This is a genomic window from Streptomyces sp. NPDC052064 (assembly GCF_055585925.1).
The window spans coordinates 600789-617323 of record NZ_JBVJJE010000002.1 but is presented as its reverse complement, the minus strand read 5'-3'; the positions used below and the strand labels follow the sequence as shown (position 1 = coordinate 617323).

13 protein-coding genes are annotated in these 16535 nt (G+C 70.7%); 9 read left to right on the top strand and 4 right to left on the bottom strand.

Annotated elements, in window-relative coordinates; all coding sequences use genetic code 11:
- Positions 1 to 31 precede the first annotated feature (31 nt).
- Positions 32 to 571, top strand: coding sequence for a bacterial proteasome activator family protein (locus ACZ6TU_RS07415; RefSeq protein WP_467679446.1), 540 nt, complete (start codon positions 32 to 34; stop codon positions 569 to 571).
- An 88-nt stretch (positions 572 to 659) separates the two neighbouring features.
- On the opposite strand, the gene ACZ6TU_RS07410 is transcribed toward ACZ6TU_RS07415, so the two are convergent.
- Complete coding sequence (locus ACZ6TU_RS07410) at positions 660 to 2306, bottom strand: protein kinase domain-containing protein (RefSeq protein ID WP_469547277.1); 1647 nt, start codon at positions 2304 to 2306, stop codon at positions 660 to 662.
- 357 nt (positions 2307 to 2663) lie between these two features.
- On the opposite strand from ACZ6TU_RS07410, the gene ACZ6TU_RS07405 reads away from it, so the two are divergent.
- The 6 genes from ACZ6TU_RS07405 to ACZ6TU_RS07380 all read left to right on the top strand — a co-directional run bounded on the left by ACZ6TU_RS07405 (position 2664) and on the right by ACZ6TU_RS07380 (position 11618).
- Positions 2664 to 4253 carry a protein kinase domain-containing protein gene (locus ACZ6TU_RS07405; RefSeq protein WP_467679274.1) on the top strand — a complete coding sequence of 530 codons (1590 nt, stop codon included), beginning with the start codon at positions 2664 to 2666 and terminating at the stop codon, positions 4251 to 4253.
- Positions 4254 to 4668: 415 nt separating this feature from the next.
- On the top strand, positions 4669 to 5871 hold the full coding sequence (gene pdhA, locus ACZ6TU_RS07400) for a pyruvate dehydrogenase (acetyl-transferring) E1 component subunit alpha (RefSeq protein ID WP_467679272.1): 1203 nt from the start codon (positions 4669 to 4671) through the stop codon (positions 5869 to 5871).
- Between the two features lies 1 nt (position 5872).
- Positions 5873 to 6850 (top strand): alpha-ketoacid dehydrogenase subunit beta, encoded by a 978-nt coding sequence (locus ACZ6TU_RS07395; protein ID WP_467679271.1) that lies wholly within the window; start codon positions 5873 to 5875, stop codon positions 6848 to 6850.
- Between the two features lie 10 nt (positions 6851 to 6860).
- Positions 6861 to 8276, top strand: a complete 1416-nt coding sequence (locus tag ACZ6TU_RS07390) for a dihydrolipoamide acetyltransferase family protein (RefSeq protein ID WP_467679269.1) — start codon at positions 6861 to 6863, stop codon at positions 8274 to 8276.
- 246 nt (positions 8277 to 8522) lie between these two features.
- Positions 8523 to 10757 (top strand): glycoside hydrolase domain-containing protein, encoded by a 2235-nt coding sequence (locus ACZ6TU_RS07385; protein WP_469547273.1) that lies wholly within the window; start codon positions 8523 to 8525, stop codon positions 10755 to 10757.
- Between the two features lie 36 nt (positions 10758 to 10793).
- Positions 10794 to 11618: a twin-arginine translocation signal domain-containing protein gene (locus tag ACZ6TU_RS07380; protein WP_467679267.1), complete on the top strand. Its 825-nt coding sequence runs from the start codon at positions 10794 to 10796 to the stop codon at positions 11616 to 11618.
- Between the two features lie 65 nt (positions 11619 to 11683).
- Here ACZ6TU_RS07380 and ACZ6TU_RS07375 read toward each other — a convergent pair whose 3' ends face one another.
- A complete protein-coding gene (locus ACZ6TU_RS07375; RefSeq protein ID WP_467679266.1) occupies positions 11684 to 12583 on the bottom strand; it encodes a D-alanyl-D-alanine carboxypeptidase family protein in 900 nt (299 codons plus the stop codon).
- Between the two features lie 208 nt (positions 12584 to 12791).
- On the opposite strand from ACZ6TU_RS07375, the gene ACZ6TU_RS07370 reads away from it, so the two are divergent.
- Together ACZ6TU_RS07370 and ACZ6TU_RS07365 are read left to right on the top strand one after the other, a co-directional pair.
- Entirely contained in the window at positions 12792 to 13442 is a 651-nt protein-coding gene (locus ACZ6TU_RS07370) for a GntR family transcriptional regulator (protein ID WP_467679264.1), read from the top strand.
- The gene (locus ACZ6TU_RS07365) at positions 13439 to 14731 is read left to right on the top strand and encodes an MFS transporter (protein WP_469547270.1); all 1293 of its coding nucleotides are present in this window, start codon (positions 13439 to 13441) and stop codon (positions 14729 to 14731) included. Before ACZ6TU_RS07370 ends, ACZ6TU_RS07365 begins: the two co-directional genes overlap by 4 nt.
- Before the next feature lies 1 nt (position 14732).
- Here the strand turns inward: ACZ6TU_RS07365 and ACZ6TU_RS07360 are convergent, their stop codons facing one another.
- The gene (locus tag ACZ6TU_RS07360; protein WP_467679260.1) at positions 14733 to 15476 is read right to left on the bottom strand and encodes an SAM-dependent methyltransferase; all 744 of its coding nucleotides are present in this window, start codon (positions 15474 to 15476) and stop codon (positions 14733 to 14735) included.
- 179 nt (positions 15477 to 15655) lie between these two features.
- Positions 15656 to 16480: a maleylpyruvate isomerase family mycothiol-dependent enzyme gene (locus ACZ6TU_RS07355; RefSeq protein ID WP_467679258.1), complete on the bottom strand. Its 825-nt coding sequence runs from the start codon at positions 16478 to 16480 to the stop codon at positions 15656 to 15658.
- Between the last annotated feature and the right edge of the window lie 55 nt (positions 16481 to 16535).

Genomic DNA, 16535 nt, shown 5'->3' with positions numbered 1-16535 from the left:
GTGAGGTGGAGGCGTGCGAGAGAATGACGGCATGGAGATGCCGAGGAACGAAAGGTCGCCGGAGAACCCGCAGATCCTGGTCGTGGGCCAGGACGGCATGGCGCTCAGCGGCGGCGGAGACGAGGACTCCCGGGAGACTCCGGTCACGGAGCAGGTGGAGCAGCCCGCGAAGGTCATGCGGATCGGCAGCATGATCAAGCAGCTTCTGGAAGAAGTGCGCGTGGCTCCCCTGGACGAGGCCAGCCGGGTCCGGCTCAAGGAGATCCACGCCAGCTCGGTGAAGGAGCTGGAGGACGGTCTGGCGCCCGAGCTGGTCGAGGAGCTGGAGCGGCTCTCCCTGCCCTTCACGGACGAGGCGACCCCGAGCGACGCGGAGCTGCGCATCGCGCAGGCCCAGCTGGTCGGCTGGCTGGAGGGGCTCTTCCACGGGATCCAGACCACGCTGTTCGCCCAGCAGATGGCGGCCCGCGCCCAGCTGGAGCAGATGCGCCGGGCCCTCCCGCCGGGCGTCGGCCATGAGGGCCTCGACGAGCAGCACCCGGGCGGCCGTTCGGGCGGGCCGTACCTGTAAGCGTCCGCGTACTCCCGTAACGCGTCCGCGCACCGGCCATGCGAAGGGCCCGGCAGCCGAAGCTGCCGGGCCCTTCCGCGCGCGGCGGTCAGCCCGACGGGTTGCCCGTGGAGACGTCGAGCTGGATCTCGGGCATGTCCGTCGGGTCCACGTCGGTGCCGGCGGACGGGAACTGGTCCATGACCGTGCCCTCGCCGTAGGTGTTCTCGTCCGTGACATCGATCGACTTCTTCCAGCCGGCCGACTGGAGGCAGGCCTTGACCGAGTCGATGTTCTTGAACTTGAAGTTGGGCATCCGGATCTTCTCGGGGTCGTTGTACGACTCCTGCGGCTCCGTGCACTCCTCGGTGTCGATCGTCTTCGACGTGTCCGGCCCGCGGTAGCCCGGCCTCTTGGACGCCGAGGCCGACGCACTCGCGCTGCTGCCCCCGCCGCCCTGCTCGTCCTTGCTGCCGCCGTTCATCAGCAGGGCCGCGATCAGACCGCCGACCGCGAGGACGGACACCACGATCGAGCCGATGATCAACGGCTTGTTGCTCTTGCCGCCGCCCGCGGAGACCGGCGCGGTCTGGGGCGTCAGGTTGTACGGCGGCGGTGTCGACGGGCCCTGCTGCGGGGAGTACGCCGCCGGGGACGGCGCTTGGTAGCGGCCCTGCTGCGGGTAGCCGTACGCCAGGGTCGGCCCCGTCGGGGCGTGCGCGCCGTACGGGTTCGGGGGCGGGGTCGGCTGGTACGGCGTCTGGACCTGCCCCGAGGGCGCCGGGGTGGCCTGGTCGACCGGCGGGAACACAGCCGAGCCGACGCCCGCGCCGCTCGGGGCCGGCGTGCCCGGGACGATGCTCGGCGGCGCGGTCTGGACGGACGCCGCCACGCGCAGGCACTCGTCGCGCATGGCCTCGGCGCTCGGGAAGCGCTCGTTCGGGTTCTTCTTCAGCGCGCGGGCGATCAGCGCGTCCACGGCCGGGGGCAGCGCGCGGTTGATCGAGGACGCGACCGGCGGCTCCTCCTGCACGTGCGCATAGGCGATGGCCAGCGGCGAGTCAGCGTCGAACGGCAGCCGCCCGGTCACCAGCTGGAAGAGCATGATGCCGACCGAGTACAGGTCGGAGCGGGCGTCCACACCGCGGCCGAGGGCCTGTTCCGGCGAGAGGTACTGCGGCGTGCCGACGACCATGCCGGTCTGCGTCATCGACGTCACGCCGGACTGCATGGCGCGGGCGATGCCGAAGTCCATGACCTTGACCACGCCGCGCTTGGTCATCATCACGTTGCCCGGCTTGATGTCGCGGTGGACCAGGCCCATCTCGTGGCTGATCTCCAGCGCGGCCAGCACGTCCCCGGTGATCTTCAGCGCCTTGTCGGCGGGCATCGCGCCCTGCTGCCGCACGTCCTCGTCGAGCACCGAGCCGAGCGGGAAGCCCTCGACGTACTCCATGACGATGTACGGCGTCGTCATGCCGTCGTGGGTGTCCTCGCCGGTGTCGAAGACCGAGACGATGTTGGTGTGCGTGAGCTTGGCCACGGACTGGGCCTCGCGGCGGAACCGCTCGCGGAAGGCCTGTTCCCGACCGAGATCGGTGTGAAGTGTCTTGATCGCGACCTGCCGGTCGAGCACGCTGTCGTACGCGAGGTGCACCGAGGCCATGCCGCCCTGGCCGAGGAGATCACGCAGCTGATAGCGGCCATTCGCGAGCGCCTGCCCCGTGTACTGGCTCTGTGCGCCGTCCTGGCTCATGTTTCCGTTTCCCCCGTAGCCCTTGAGGCGCCGCCGACTGCCGCTGATCCGTCGTTGATCCGTAGTTGGATCAACCGTCATTCCCGGCCAAGTTTGCCCCAGGCCATCGACACGTCAAGCGCGGTGCCCGTTCCGTGACCGTACGCGGAAGAAGCGTCGCGGAAGCGTTACAGGGGACGTACGGCCGGTCCACAGAATTTGCACGACAGTACGGAGTGAAGGTTTCATGGCGCGTCCGTCCCCGTGCCGGTCCTGGTACCCGTCTCGGACCGGCGGCTTGCGCCGAGGCTGTAGCGTGGCCGACGGAGACCGTAACAACACCGCGCGCACCGCGGGCAGAAACGACGGCGAGGACTGATGGCACAGCAGCAGCGCGCTCAGGGCCCGTCCGAACCCGAGGCGACTGGCGGCGGCATGTCGGACGCGCCGGAGTCCTGGGGTAACGGCGGGCTGGTCGGGGACGGCCGGTACCGGCTGACCCGCAGACTCGGCCGGGGCGGCATGGCCGAGGTGTTCGCAGCCGAGGACGTCCGCCTCGGGCGCACCGTAGCCGTCAAGCTGCTCCGTTCCGACCTCGCCGAGGACCCGGTGTCCAAGGCGCGCTTCACGCGCGAGGCCCAGTCGGTCGCCGGCCTCAACCACCACGCGATCGTCGCCGTGTACGACTCCGGCGAGGACGTCGTCGGCGGCCAGTCCGTGCCGTACATCGTCATGGAACTGGTCGAGGGCCGCACCATTCGCGACCTGCTGCTGAACGCCGAGGCGCCGGGCCCCGAGCAGGCCCTGATCATCGTCTCCGGCGTCCTGGAGGCGCTCGCCTATTCGCACCAGCACGGCATCGTGCACCGCGACATCAAGCCGGCCAACGTCATCATCACGCACAACGGCGCCGTGAAGGTGATGGACTTCGGCATCGCCCGCGCCCTGCACGGCGCGCAGTCCACGATGACGCAGACCGGCATGGTCATGGGCACCCCCCAGTACCTGTCCCCCGAGCAGGCGCTCGGCAAGGCCGTCGACCACCGCTCCGACCTGTACGCCACGGGCTGCCTGCTCTACGAACTCCTCTCGCTGCGCCCGCCGTTCACCGGCGAGACCCCGCTGTCGGTGGTCTACCAGCACGTCCAGGACATCCCGACGCCTCCCTCCGAGGCCTCCGACGCCTGCCCGCCCGAGCTCGACGGCCTGGTCATGCGCTCCCTCGCCAAGGAGCCGGACGACCGTTTCCAGACGGCCGAGGAGATGCGCGGTCTGGTCCAGTACGCGCTCCAGATGCTCTACGACCAGGGCGGCCACACCGGCACCTGGAACACCGGCCCGGTCGGCATGCACGAGGGCCGGCACACCCCGTCGGGCGGCTTCGCCCACACGGCCGTGATGGGCCACCCCGGGGACGCCTCCGGCACCACGCAGATCCCGTCGCCGATCCTGCCCGCCGGCTACGGCGGCGGGGACGACGGCGGCTTCGAGGGCCACGGCAACAAGGGTGGCGGCCGGGGCAAGCTGTGGGTCCTCGCCGTGCTCGCGGTGATCGCCGTCGCCGTGGGCGTCGCGCTGGCACTGAAGACGACGGGCGACGGAAACGATGGTCGCGACGTCAAGGAGTCGCCGACCACCTCGCAGACGACCGACAAGAAGACGCCCAGCGAGACGCCGAGCGACGAGCCGACCGACGAGCCGACCGACACGTCCACGGACGACGGCACCGGCACGAGCTCCGGCGGCGGCGAGTGGACGCCGTCGTACACCCCCTCCTACACGCCGTCGCAGAGCGCTCCCGAGACGCCCACCGGACAGCCGACAGGCCAGCCGACCAGCCAGGAGCCGACCGACGAGCCCACGGACCCGGAGCCCTCGGACCCGGCGACGCCGCCGGACGACACGGGCGGCACCGACACGGGCGGCGCGACCGGTGTCGTCGGAGGCGCGGGCGGCGAGGGCGGCTGACCCGAGGCCGGATACCTGGCCGGACGTCGGAACAAATCGGATGATCCACGCGCGCGTGGGACCCGGAAACGGGCTCCACGCGCGCGTGCCGTTTCGCCGCGCCGGAAAGTGAACTCTTCCCGTGACCTGGGTCACCGGGTTAACGTGCGGTTGCCCCGGCCTCCTGCGAGGCTGTGACCAGGGCCCCTTCCACGCCGTCCCGATTTACTTGGATATCCAAGCAAAATCGCAGGTCAGAGGGGGTTTCACAGAAATGTGATGCACTGGGTAACGTGCCTTTTGCAGGGCGCTCGCCGGGGCACCTGTCACGCCTGTACCCGGTCGAGTGGCACCCACCCCGTGCCCGGTGGTCGGAACAGGTGAGCCGCACTGGCCTACCGGCAACCCTGGGGGCCGGACCGACGGAGGAGCACACGTGACCGTGGAGAGCACTGCCGCGCGCACACCGCGACGCAGCGCGGGAAGCAAGGCCGGCACCACCGGCGCCAAGCGCACCACTCGCACGACCGCCAAGAAGGACGCCGGCGCGAAGGGCACCGAGCCCCAGCTCGTGCAACTGCTGACGCCCGAGGGCAAGCGCGTCAAGAACGCCGAGTACGACAAGTACGTCGCCGGTGTCACCCCGGAAGAGCTCCGCGGCCTGTACCGCGACATGGTGCTCACCCGCCGCTTCGACGCCGAGGCGACCTCCCTCCAGCGCCAGGGCGAGCTGGGCCTGTGGGCCTCGCTGCTCGGCCAGGAGGCCGCCCAGATCGGCTCCGGCCGGGCCCTGCGCGACGACGACTACGTCTTCCCCACCTACCGCGAGCACGGCGTCGCCTGGTGCCGCGGCGTGGACCCGACCAACCTGCTCGGCATGTTCCGGGGCGTGAACAACGGCGGCTGGGACCCGAACGGCAACAACTTCCAGCTCTACACGATCGTCATCGGCTCCCAGACGCTGCACGCCACCGGCTACGCCATGGGCGTCGCCAAGGACGGCGCGGACTCGGCGGTCATCGCCTACTTCGGCGACGGCGCCTCCAGCCAGGGCGACGTGGCCGAATCGTTCACCTTCTCCGCGGTCTACAACGCCCCGGTCGTGTTCTTCTGCCAGAACAACCAGTGGGCCATCTCCGAGCCGACCGAGAAGCAGTCCCGCGTCCCGATCTACCAGCGCGCGCAGGGCTTCGGCTTCCCGGGCGTCCGTGTGGACGGCAACGACGTGCTCGGCTGCCTCGCGGTCACCCGGTGGGCGCTGGAGCGGGCCCGCTCCGGCGAGGGCCCGACCCTCGTCGAGGCGTTCACCTACCGCATGGGCGCCCACACCACCTCCGACGACCCGACCCGGTACCGGGGCGACGAGGAGCGCCAGGCCTGGGAGGCCAAGGACCCGATCCTGCGTCTGCGCCGCTACCTGGAGGCCTCGAACCACGCGGACGAGGGATTCTTCGCGGAACTGGAGGCCGAGTCCGAGGCGTTGGGCAGGCGAGTGCGCGAGGCGGTCCGTGCCATGCCGGACCCGGATCACTTCGCCATCTTCGAGAACGTCTACGCGGACGGACACGCGCTCGTCGACGAGGAGCGCGCCCAGTTCGCCGCGTACCAGGCGTCGTTCGCCGACGAGGGGGGCAACTGACATGGCCGACAAGATGGCTCTGGCCAAGGCGATCAACGAGTCGCTGCGCCGCGCCCTGGACTCCGACCCCAAGGTCCTGATCATGGGCGAGGACGTGGGCAAGCTCGGCGGTGTCTTCCGCGTGACGGACGGCCTCCAGAAGGACTTCGGCGAGAGCCGCGTCATCGACACCCCGCTGGCCGAGTCGGGCATCGTGGGCACGGCGATCGGCCTGGCCCTGCGCGGCTACCGCCCGGTCGTGGAGATCCAGTTCGACGGCTTCGTCTTCCCGGCCTACGACCAGATCGTCACGCAGCTCGCCAAGATGCACGCCCGCTCGCTGGGCAAGGTCAAGCTCCCGGTCGTCGTCCGCATCCCCTACGGCGGCGGCATCGGCGCGGTGGAGCACCACTCGGAGTCCCCCGAGGCGCTGTTCGCGCACGTGGCGGGCCTGAAGATCGTCAGCCCCTCGAACGCGTCGGACGCCTACTGGATGATGCAGCAGGCCATCCAGAGCGACGACCCGGTGATCTTCTTCGAGCCCAAGCGCCGCTACTGGGACAAGGGCGAGGTCAACACGGAGGCGATCCCGGGCCCGCTGCACAAGGCCCAGGTCGTCCGCGAGGGCACCGACCTCACCCTCGCCGCCTACGGCCCGATGGTGAAGCTCTGCCAGGAGGTCGCCGACGCGGCCGCCGAGGAGGGCAGGAACCTGGAGGTCCTCGACCTGCGCTCGGTCTCCCCGATCGACTTCGACTCGATCCAGGCGTCGGTGGAGAAGACGCGCCGCCTGGTCGTCGTCCACGAGGCGCCGGTGTTCTTCGGCTCGGGCGCGGAGATCGCCGCCCGGATCACGGAGCGCTGCTTCTACCACCTGGAGGCCCCGGTGCTCCGGGTCGGCGGTTACCACGCGCCGTACCCGCCGGCCCGCCTGGAGGAGGAGTACCTGCCGAACCTGGACCGGGTGCTGGATGCCGTCGACCGCTCGCTGGCGTACTGAGGAGAGGGTCGTGACGACGATGACGGAAGCGTCCGTACGCGAGTTCAAGATGCCCGACGTGGGCGAGGGACTCACCGAGGCGGAGATCCTCAAGTGGTTCGTCCAGCCCGGCGACACGGTCACGGACGGCCAGGTGGTGTGCGAGGTCGAGACGGCGAAGGCGGCCGTCGAGCTGCCCATCCCGTACGACGGCGTGGTCCGTGAGCTGCACTTTCCCGAGGGCACCACGGTCGACGTGGGCACGGCGATCATCGCGGTGGACGTGAGCGGAGGAGCCGCACCCGCCGCCGAGCCGCCCGCGCCCGCCGCCGAGCAGCCCGCAGCGATCCAGCCGGCGGAGGAGCCGAAGCCGGAGGGCTCCGGCCGCCAGCCGGTCCTGGTCGGGTACGGGGTGGCGACATCCTCCACCCGCCGTCGCCCCCGCAAGGGCCCGGAGGTCCCGGTCGGGCAGGCCTCGACGGCGATCCAGACGGAGCTGAACGGCCACGGGGCGGCGCCCTCGGCCGCCCCCGCCGACAGGGAACGCCCCCTCGCCAAGCCCCCGGTCCGCAAGCTGGCCAAGGACCTGGGCGTCGATCTGACGACGGTCGTCCCGACCGGCCCGGACGGCATCATCACCCGCGAGGACGTGCACGCGGCGGTGGCCCGGCCGCAGGCACCGCAGCCGGAGGCCCACGCGGCCGTCGCCCCGGCATCCGCGCAGACAGCGGTGTCGTACGACACCACGCGGGAGACCCGCGTCCCGATCAAGGGCGTCCGCAAGGCGACGGCGGCGGCGATGGTCGGCTCGGCGTTCACCGCGCCGCACGTCACGGAGTTCGTCACCATCGACGTGACGCGCACGATGAAGCTGGTCGAGGAGCTGAAGGAGGACAAGGAGTTCGCGGGCCTGCGCGTGAACCCCCTCCTGCTGATCGCCAAGGCGCTGCTCGTCGCGATCAAGCGGAACCCGGACATCAACGCGTCCTGGGACGAGGCCGCCCAGGAGATCGTGGTCAAGCACTATGTGAACCTGGGCATCGCGGCCGCGACCCCGCGTGGCCTGATCGTGCCGAACATCAAGGACGCCCACGCCAAGACGCTGCCGCAGCTGGCCGAGTCGCTGGGCGAGCTGGTGTCGACCGCCAGGGAGGGCAAGACGTCCCCGGCGGCCATGCAGGGCGGCACGGTGACGATCACCAACGTCGGCGTCTTCGGCGTCGACACGGGCACGCCGATCCTCAACCCCGGCGAGTCCGCGATCCTCGCGGTCGGTGCGATCAAGCCCCAGCCGTGGGTGCACAAGGGCAAGGTGAAGCCCCGCCAGGTCACCACGCTTGCCCTGTCGTTCGACCACCGCCTGGTCGACGGCGAGCTGGGCTCGAAGGTCCTGGCTGACGTGGCGGCGATCCTGGAGCAGCCGAAGCGCCTGATCACCTGGGCGTGAGCCGGTCGCGGCGGCCCCCTGCCCACGGGCGGGGGGCCGCCGGCGTCTGCCCGCGGGGTTAACCAGCAGTACTCCGAGGGACACAAGAATCTCCTCGAACTCTCCCAAGTACCGCACAGTAAGCGGTTTAAACGGACATACGATCATCCTCACCACGAGATCGATCATTTGTCCGGCGCCAGGGGGGAAGTCCGGTTCCAGGGCTGCGACGGGCTCGATCACTCCTTGAAAGTGAGTCAACCCCCCATGCGCGACCCCATGGTGCTCAAAGCCCAGAGATTCGTGAACTCCGTCTACGGCAGCCGTATCGGCACGACCGTGGAGGAGACCGGCGAGGCCGACTGGGCGACCCTCTACGCCCTGACCCGTGCCCTCCAGTACGAACTGGGCATCACGGCCCTGTCCGACAGCTTCGGCCCCACCACGCTCTCCACCCTGACCGACAAGTATCCCAAGCTCAACGCGGACACCGTCCCCTCGCCCGACTTCTGCCGCATCATCCAGGCAGGCCTGTACTGCAAGGGCTACGACGGCGGAGACCTGGACGGCACGTACAGCGCGCGGGTCCAGGCGGCCGTCACGAAGCTGAAGACGGACATGGGCGTCGAACAGGCCTTCCCCGGTGCCGATCTGACGCCCAAGGTGTTCAAGGCGCTGCTGACGATGGACTCGTACGTCCTCGGTGCCTCGGGCACCCCGCAGGTCCGTGAGGTCCAGCGGTGGCTCAACGGGCGGTATCTCAACCGGCAGGACTTCTTCGTCATCGCCTGCGACGGGCGCGTGACCCGGGCCACGACCCAGGCCGTGGTGTTCGGCGTGCAGTACGAGGTCGGCATGGCGGACGGCACCGCCAACGGCAACTTCGGGCCCGGCACCCAGTCGGCCCTGAAATCGCACCCGGTGAAGCAGGGCGACAAGGGCGTCTACGTCCAGCTGTTCTCCGCCGGGATGGTCCTCAACCAGCGGCCCGCCGCCCTCACCGACACCTTCGACTCCGGCCTCGCCGCAGCCGTCCGGGCCTACCAGACCTTCGTGGCGCTCCCGGCCACGGGCGACGGCGACTTCTCCACCTTCGCCTCGCTTCTGGCCTCCTACGGCGACCAGTCGCGCCAGGGCCAGGCCTGCGACACCATCGCGAAGGTCACCCCGGCACGTGCCGCGACGCTCAAGGCGGCCGGCATCAAGTACATCGGCCGCTACCTGACCAACCCGAGCGCCAAGTCCCTGCCGGAGAAGGCCATCCAGCCGGGCGAGCTGGCGACCATCGCCCAGAACGGCCTGCGCTGCTTCCCGATCTACCAGACCGTCAACAGCGACGCAGGCGACTTCGACTACGTCGCCGGCCGGACCGCCGGGTACGCGGCGGTCAACGCCGCCCTCGACCACGGCTTCAAGAAGGGCACCCGGATCTTCTTCGCCGTCGACTTCGACGCGATCGACGCCGAGATCACCGCGAGCATCCTGCCTCACTTCAAGGGCATCAACGAGGCGATGGCGGACTCCGGACACCCGTACGAGATCGGTGTCTACGGCTCCCGCAACGTGTGCGCGCAGGTAGGCGCGGCCGGCTACTCGACGGCGAGCTTCGTGGCGGACATGTCTTCGGGCTTCGAGGGCAACGCCGGGCACCCGCTGCCGAAGGACTGGGCCTACGACCAGTTCGTCATCCGCACCCTCGGCTCGGGCGACGGGCAACTGGAGGTCGACGTCGACACCGCCTCCGGGCGGGACACCGGACAGGGCTCGTTCAACCGGCCGCGACCCGCTGTCCCGGACGTCGCCTTCGACGCACGCCAGGTGCCGCAGTTGCGGGCCGACCTCGCGCGCTACATGCAGTCGATCGGGCGCCCGGACACCGGCGGCATCGGCGGCGACGCGCGGCTCTACAGCAACTCCCAGGCTGTCGAGACGATCCAGGACCAGGACGGGCTGATCACCGAGCTGTCGCGCACGTACAAGATGCGCAAGGCGCTGATCCAGACCGCTGTCTACTGGGCCATGCGCGACTACAGCCTCGCCGGCCAGGCCGCCGACCAGCAGGTCGCCGACAACCACCAGACGGGCTCCGGCTCCGTGAAGGACTCGCACACCGGCATCGGTGAGATCAGCGCGAACGACGCCATCCAGGCCTGGAACCACTGTATCGGCTGGGGTTTCACCGCCGGTGACCGGCGCGATCCGGCCAAGGACGCCGACGTCTGGGCCGTGTGGCAGCAGCTGAACAAGGACAACGCGTTCAGCGTGCGCACCGCGGCCCTGCTCCACCTGTGGGGTACCCGGGGCAGGCCCGGCGGCCAACTGCCCCCCGGCGACCGCGTCACCACCCCGCGGACCATGCGCCTCGACCTCGCCGAGTTCGAGATCACCGAACTCCTGCGCCGCTACCGGGCCTGGGACCCCGACGTGGAGTCCCAGACGCACCAGAGCATGGCCGTCTACCAGATCTTCGAGAAGTACAACAGCATCCTCCGCAACGCCTGAGCGCGTGTGCGCAGAGACCTTCAGGAAGAGACTCCGTTGAACCTCAACCTCCCCCACATACCCCGTCTCACCCGCAGACGGTCCGGACCGGCCGCCGCGCACCGCCGCGGTCTGTCCCGCCGCGCCCTGCTCGGCCGTGTCGCCGCCGTCGGCGGTGCCGTGGGTGTCGCCGCCCTGCCCGTCTCGCACTTCCTGTCCCAGGCGTACGCCGACGCGCACAACCCCATCCCGGGCCGCGTACGGGACGCCCTGCGCAGCGCGCAGGACCGGACCCGGCGCGTGCTGGCCGGTTCGCGCTCCCACAACGGCTGGGAGATGGAGAACGTCGCGGACGACGGCGGCACCGTCTACACCCGACCCGTGCCCGGCACCCCGCTCACGGGCATCGCCGTCCGCATGGGCGACGTCGAGACCGTCCTCGTCCACCTGGTACGCCGGTTCCACTACGAGGTCGACCGGCTGCGCCGGGGCGACGTCGTCGGCTGGCACGACCCGTCCGGCGTCGGCAAGGGCCGCCCGGAGTCCAACCTGGCGTCCGGCACGGCGGTGCGGATCCGGCCGGGCTTCTACCCGCGCGGTGCCCGGGGCGGCTTCTTCCCGCAGCAGGAGGTCGTGATCCGCGACATCCTCGCCGAGCTCGACGGCGTCGTCCGCTGGGGCGGCGACGACCCCACGCCCGACGAGTCGCTGTTCTCCATCGACGTACGGCCCGGTGACAAGCGGCTGGCCCAGGTCGCGGCGCGGATCCGCGGCTGGCAGCTGGAGCCGGGAGCCGGTGCGGGTTCCCCGGTGAACGTGCTGGCCGGCGGACGGCGCAAGGCGGCCCGGGCGCTGGAGCGCCATCAGCGCACGGCCGCGTGACGAGCGAGAGGGGGGCTCACCGCCATCGGCGATGAGCCCCCTTCGTGGTGCCCGTCCTGCTTCCGCTACTTCGCGAAGCCGTAGTTCATCAGCTTCGTGGCGTCCGTCTTCCGCGCGGTCTTGTCGGTGGAGGCGAGGACCGTGCCGATGACCGTCCTGCCGTTGCGGGTGGCGGCGAAGACCAGGCAGAACCCGGCCTCCGGGCCGGAGCCGGTCTTCACACCGATCGCGCCGCTGTAGCTGCTCAGCAGCGGGTTGGTGTTCTCCCACGGGGCCATCGTCCGCGTGCCGCCGGACTTCGTGGTCGTCTTCGCCGTGTACTTCTTCGTCTTGACGACCGTGCGGAACATGGAGTTCTTCATCGCGCTGCTGGCGAGCTTCGTCAGGTCGCGCGGTGTCGAATAGTTGGCGCCCCTGCCGATGCCGTCGAACGAGTCGAAGTGGGTGTTCTTCAGACCCAGGTTCTTGGCGGTGGTGTTCATCTTGCCGATGAACGACTTCACGCGCGCCGCCCGCGTCGAGCCCGAGCCGAACTTGTCGGCGAGCGCGTACGCCGCGTCGCACCCGGACGGCAGCATCAGCCCGTACAGCAGCTGGCGGACGGTGACCTTGTCGCCGACGATCAGGCTGGCGTTCGACGCCCAGTTGTTGTCGACGATGTAGTCGCTGTACGCCTTCTGGATCGTGACCTTGCTGTCCAGGTTGAGCTTCGGCTGCTTCAGCACCACCAGGGCGGTCATGATCTTGGTGGTCGAGCCGGTGGAACGGCGGGTGTCGGCCGCCTTGGTGTAGAGCGACTTGCCGGTCGCGTTGTTCATCACGTAGCCGCCCTTGGCGGCGATCGATGGCGCCGTGGCGGCCTGCGCCGGCGCAGCGGTGAGGGCTCCGGTCGCGAGCATGGCGCCGGTGGTGACGGCGACGGCCGCGGCTCTGCGGAGACGGGTGCCCTGAATGCCGGTTATCAAGTGAAGTACCCCGATTGCGTCGAATGCCCCAACGGTGCGGCCAAGTTGAGGACGAGGGGAAAGGGGCCGCACGTGTCTGACTTGTAACTAGCACACGTGGTTGTGTCGCTGCCGAGGGGGACCCCCTCTTTGCCACAGATGTGTGACATTCGCGTCCGCATACTGGACGAATACATCCATGCGTACCTGTTGTATCTATGTTGTCGGCATGACCTTGGCCGTGAAGCAACCTCCCGCCGCCGACCGCGTCTACACCCACGTCAAGCAGGGCGTCCTGGAGCGACGTTACGAGGGCGGGACCCTCCTCACCGAGGGCGAGCTGGCCGAGGCCGTCGGGGTCTCGCGCACGCCGGTGCGCGAGGCGCTGCTCCGGCTGGAGGCCGAGGGGCTGATCCGGCTCTACCCCAAGAAGGGCGCCCTCGTCCTGCCGGTCTCCGCGCAGGAGATCGCCGACGTCGTCGAGACGCGGCTGCTCGTCGAGGAGCACGCGGCGCGCAAGGCGGTGCCCGCGCCCGCCGGGCTCATCGAGCGCCTGGAGGAGCTGCTGGCCCGGCAGAAGAAGCAGGCCGCCGCCGGAGACCTCGCGGGAGCCGCCGTCACCGACCGCTGCTTCCACGCCGAGATCGTCCGCAGCGGCGGCAACGAGATCCTCTCCCGGCTCTACGACCAGCTGCGCGACCGCCAGCTCCGGATGGGCGTCGCCGTCATGCACTCCCACCCCGACCGGATCGCCAAGACCCTCGCCGAGCACGAGGAGATCCTCAAGGCGCTGCGCGCCGGGGATGCCGAGGCGGCCGTCGCGCTGGTCCGCCGGCACGTCGGCTGGTTCTCGCACCTGGCCCGGGGGGAGGTCCGATGAGCGGCACGCTGCCGGGCGATCCGCCGGGCGGCCGGCGCGCGCTGGCCGTCTGGGGCATCGGCGTCTCGGTCTACTTCGTCGCGGTCATCTTCCGCACGTCCCTGGGCGTCGCCGGCCTCGACGCCGCCGACCGCTTCCACGTCAACGCCTCCGCGCTCTCCACCTTCTCCATCCTCCAGCTGCTGGTCTACGCGGGCATGCAGATACCCGTCGGCCTGCTCGTCGACCGGCTCGGCACCAAGAAGGTGCTGGCCCTCGGGGCGGTGCTGTTCACGGCCGGGCAACTGGGCTTCGCGTTCTCCCCGTCGTACGGCATGGCGCTCGCCTCCCGGGCGCTGCTCGGCTGCGGTGACGCGCTGACGTTCATCAGCGTGCTGCGCCTCGGCACCCGGTGGTTCCCGGCCCGGCGCGGGCCGCTCGTCGCCCAGTTCGCGGGGCTCGTGGGCATGGCGGGCAACCTCGTCTCCACCCTCGTCCTGGCCCGGCTGCTGCACGGCATCGGCTGGACGCCGGCCTTCGCGGGCAGCGCGGTCGCCGGGGCCGTGGTGTTCGTCCTGGTCCTGCTGTTCCTGAAGGACCACCCGGAGGGCCACGAGCCGGAGCCGCTCCCGCACCAGGGCGCGGCCTACGTACGGCGGCAGATCGCCGCCGCCTGGCGCGAGCCGGGCACGCGGCTCGGGCTGTGGGTGCACTTCACGACCCAGTTCCCGGCGATGGTGTTCCTGCTGCTGTGGGGCCTGCCCTTCCTCGTCGAGGCGCAGGGACTGTCCCGGGCCACGGCCGGCGAGCTCCTCACCCTGGTCGTGCTGTCGAACATGGCCGTCGGCCTGGTCTACGGGCAGATCGTCGCCCGGCACCACGGGGCGCGGCTGCCCCTCGCGCTCGGCACGGTCGGCACGACGGCGGCCCTGTGGGCGGCGACGCTGGCCTACCCCGGCCCGCACGCCCCGATGTGGCTGCTCATCGTGCTGTGCACGGTGCTCGGGGCATGCGGGCCAGCGTCGATGATCGGCTTCGACTTCGCCCGCCCGGCGAACCCGCCCGAGCGGCAGGGCACGGCTTCCGGCATCACCAACATGGGCGGCTTCGTGGCCTCCATGACCACGCTGTTCGCGGTCGGCGTGCTGCTAGACGCCACCGGCGACGACTACACCGTGGCCTTCTCGGCCGTGTTCGTGTTCCAGGCGCTCGGGGTCGCGCAGATCCTGCGGCTGCGCAAGCAGGCGGCCCGGCGCGAGCGGGAGCGGCTGGTGGCGAGCCGGGTGGAGACGGTGCACGTGCCGGCATAGGTCAACGGGCCGCCACCGGAACCAGGGTGAGGTACGCGAGCCCGAGAACGCCGCGGTAGGTGAGCCAGGCGGCTCGGTGCCGGTCGGCGCGCTCCCGGGTCTCGGCCGCGAGCGGGTGCCCCGGGTTCTCGGCGAGCCACACCTCGACGTCCGCGAGGTACGCCGACTCGAACTCCTCCCACTCGTCGAGGCTCGCGGTCTCCGTCCACTCCGGCCGGAACCCCGCGTCGACGGCCAGGCCGACGAGGGTGGCGAGGTCGGGATGGTCGGTGGCTTTGGCGTCCGGCCACATGCGGGCCAGCTCGGCGTCGGTCGGGGTGCGGTGCCAGAAGCCTTCGCCGAGGAGGATGCGCCCGTGGTCGGTGACCAGGCGGCGCAGTTCCGCGAGGGCCTCGGGGAGTTGGTCGGCGAGGGCTTGGCCGGAGCCGACGCACAGGACGAGGTCGGCGGGGCCGTGGGGGGTTTCGGTGGCGGATTCCTCGAGGAAACGGACCTGGTCGGTGAGTCCCCGTTCTTCGGCGGCTTGGCGGGCGCGGGCCAGGTCATCGGCGTCGATGTCGATGCCGGTGCCGGTTGCCTCCGGGGTGGCGGCCAGGACGCGGAGCATCAGCTCGCCCCACCCGCAGCCGATGTCGAGGACGGTCGTGGGGGCGTTGCTGGACAGGCGCGTCACGAGCCGGCCGGCCCGTGCTTCGGACAGGGGGCCGTGGAAAGTGAGGCGCGTGTGGCGGGGTGGGGTTGTCATGCGCAGGGACGGTACGGGGGGCGGGGCGCGGCCGGCATGGGGTTTTCGCCGCACTGTCCGTTGGTACTGGGGGCGGGTGGGCGCGCAGCTCGGCGTGGCGAGGTGCCGCTGCGCCCACCCGTGCCGCCCCTAGCGGCACGACTGCCCGCAGCTCAGCGGGATCGGCGGCCGCAGCTCGGCTACTGCGTCACCGTGAAGTTGCGCAGGATCGCCGCCGTCAGTTCCGGGTCGCCTTCCGTCTTCACCCTGTCGGTCACCGACTCCGGTGTCACGCGGCCGCAGGCCAGGCGTACGTACGTCTCCCAGTCGAGGGTGAGGGTGGCGGCGGGGCCGAGGGCGGGGGCCGTTTCGAGGGTGCCGCGGCCCTGGATGTCGACGCGGATCGTGCGCAGGAACTCGATGGGACCGTGGACGTCGAAGACGACGGCCGAGCTGCGCGGTGCCTGCGCGTCCTCGGCGACCACGCGCGGGAGTTCGCCGAGCAGCACGTCACGGGCGACATGCGCGCCGGGGGAGTCGAGGTTGCCGGGCCGGCCGAGGGCCGTGCGCAGGTCCTGCTCGTGCACCCACACGTCGAAGGCGTGCCGGCGCATGGACTCCTCGAGGGTCAGCTCCGTGCCGAGCGGGCCGCGCACCTTCGTGCCCGGGTCACGCGACTCGTTGCGCAGCTGGCGGTTGCGGCGGATGATCACGTACTCCAGCTCGGAGGTCATCTCCGGCGCCGTGTGGTGACGGCGGACGTCGACCTGCATCTCCATGTAGCGCTGGTGGTCGTTCGTCACGTGGAAGAGGTCGCGCGGCAGCGTGTGGATGGGGCGCGGGTCGCCCAGCATCTCGCAGTCCAGGCCGATGACATGGGAGACCACGTCCCGCACCGACCACCCGGGGCACGGCGTACGCCGGTTCCACTCGGCCTCCGCGAGCGACTGGAGCAGCTCGGATATCGCTTCGACGGAGTGGGTCCAGGCGTCGGCGTAGGGCTGGAGGGTGGGATGCAGACTCACGGAACGGGACCCCTCGGCGGTCGGTGCACGGGCAGGTGGTGGCGGCGTTGCCAGT

What these genes read in the sequence shown, in the direction of transcription:
- ACZ6TU_RS07385 (WP_469547273.1), top strand. Translation starts at nt 8,523, where the DNA reads ATGCGCGACCCCATGGTGCTCAAAGCCCAGAGATTCGTGAACTCCGTC.
- ACZ6TU_RS07395 (WP_467679271.1), top strand. Translation starts at nt 5,873, where the DNA reads ATGGCCGACAAGATGGCTCTGGCCAAGGCGATCAACGAGTCGCTGCGC.
- ACZ6TU_RS07365 (WP_469547270.1), top strand. Translation starts at nt 13,439, where the DNA reads ATGAGCGGCACGCTGCCGGGCGATCCGCCGGGCGGCCGGCGCGCGCTG.
- ACZ6TU_RS07405 (WP_467679274.1), top strand. Translation starts at nt 2,664, where the DNA reads ATGGCACAGCAGCAGCGCGCTCAGGGCCCGTCCGAACCCGAGGCGACT.
- ACZ6TU_RS07415 (WP_467679446.1), top strand. Translation starts at nt 32, where the DNA reads ATGGAGATGCCGAGGAACGAAAGGTCGCCGGAGAACCCGCAGATCCTG.
- ACZ6TU_RS07360 (WP_467679260.1), bottom strand. Translation starts at nt 15,476, where the DNA reads ATGACAACCCCACCCCGCCACACGCGCCTCACTTTCCACGGCCCCCTG.
- ACZ6TU_RS07370 (WP_467679264.1), top strand. Translation starts at nt 12,792, where the DNA reads ATGACCTTGGCCGTGAAGCAACCTCCCGCCGCCGACCGCGTCTACACC.
- ACZ6TU_RS07410 (WP_469547277.1), bottom strand. Translation starts at nt 2,306, where the DNA reads ATGAGCCAGGACGGCGCACAGAGCCAGTACACGGGGCAGGCGCTCGCG.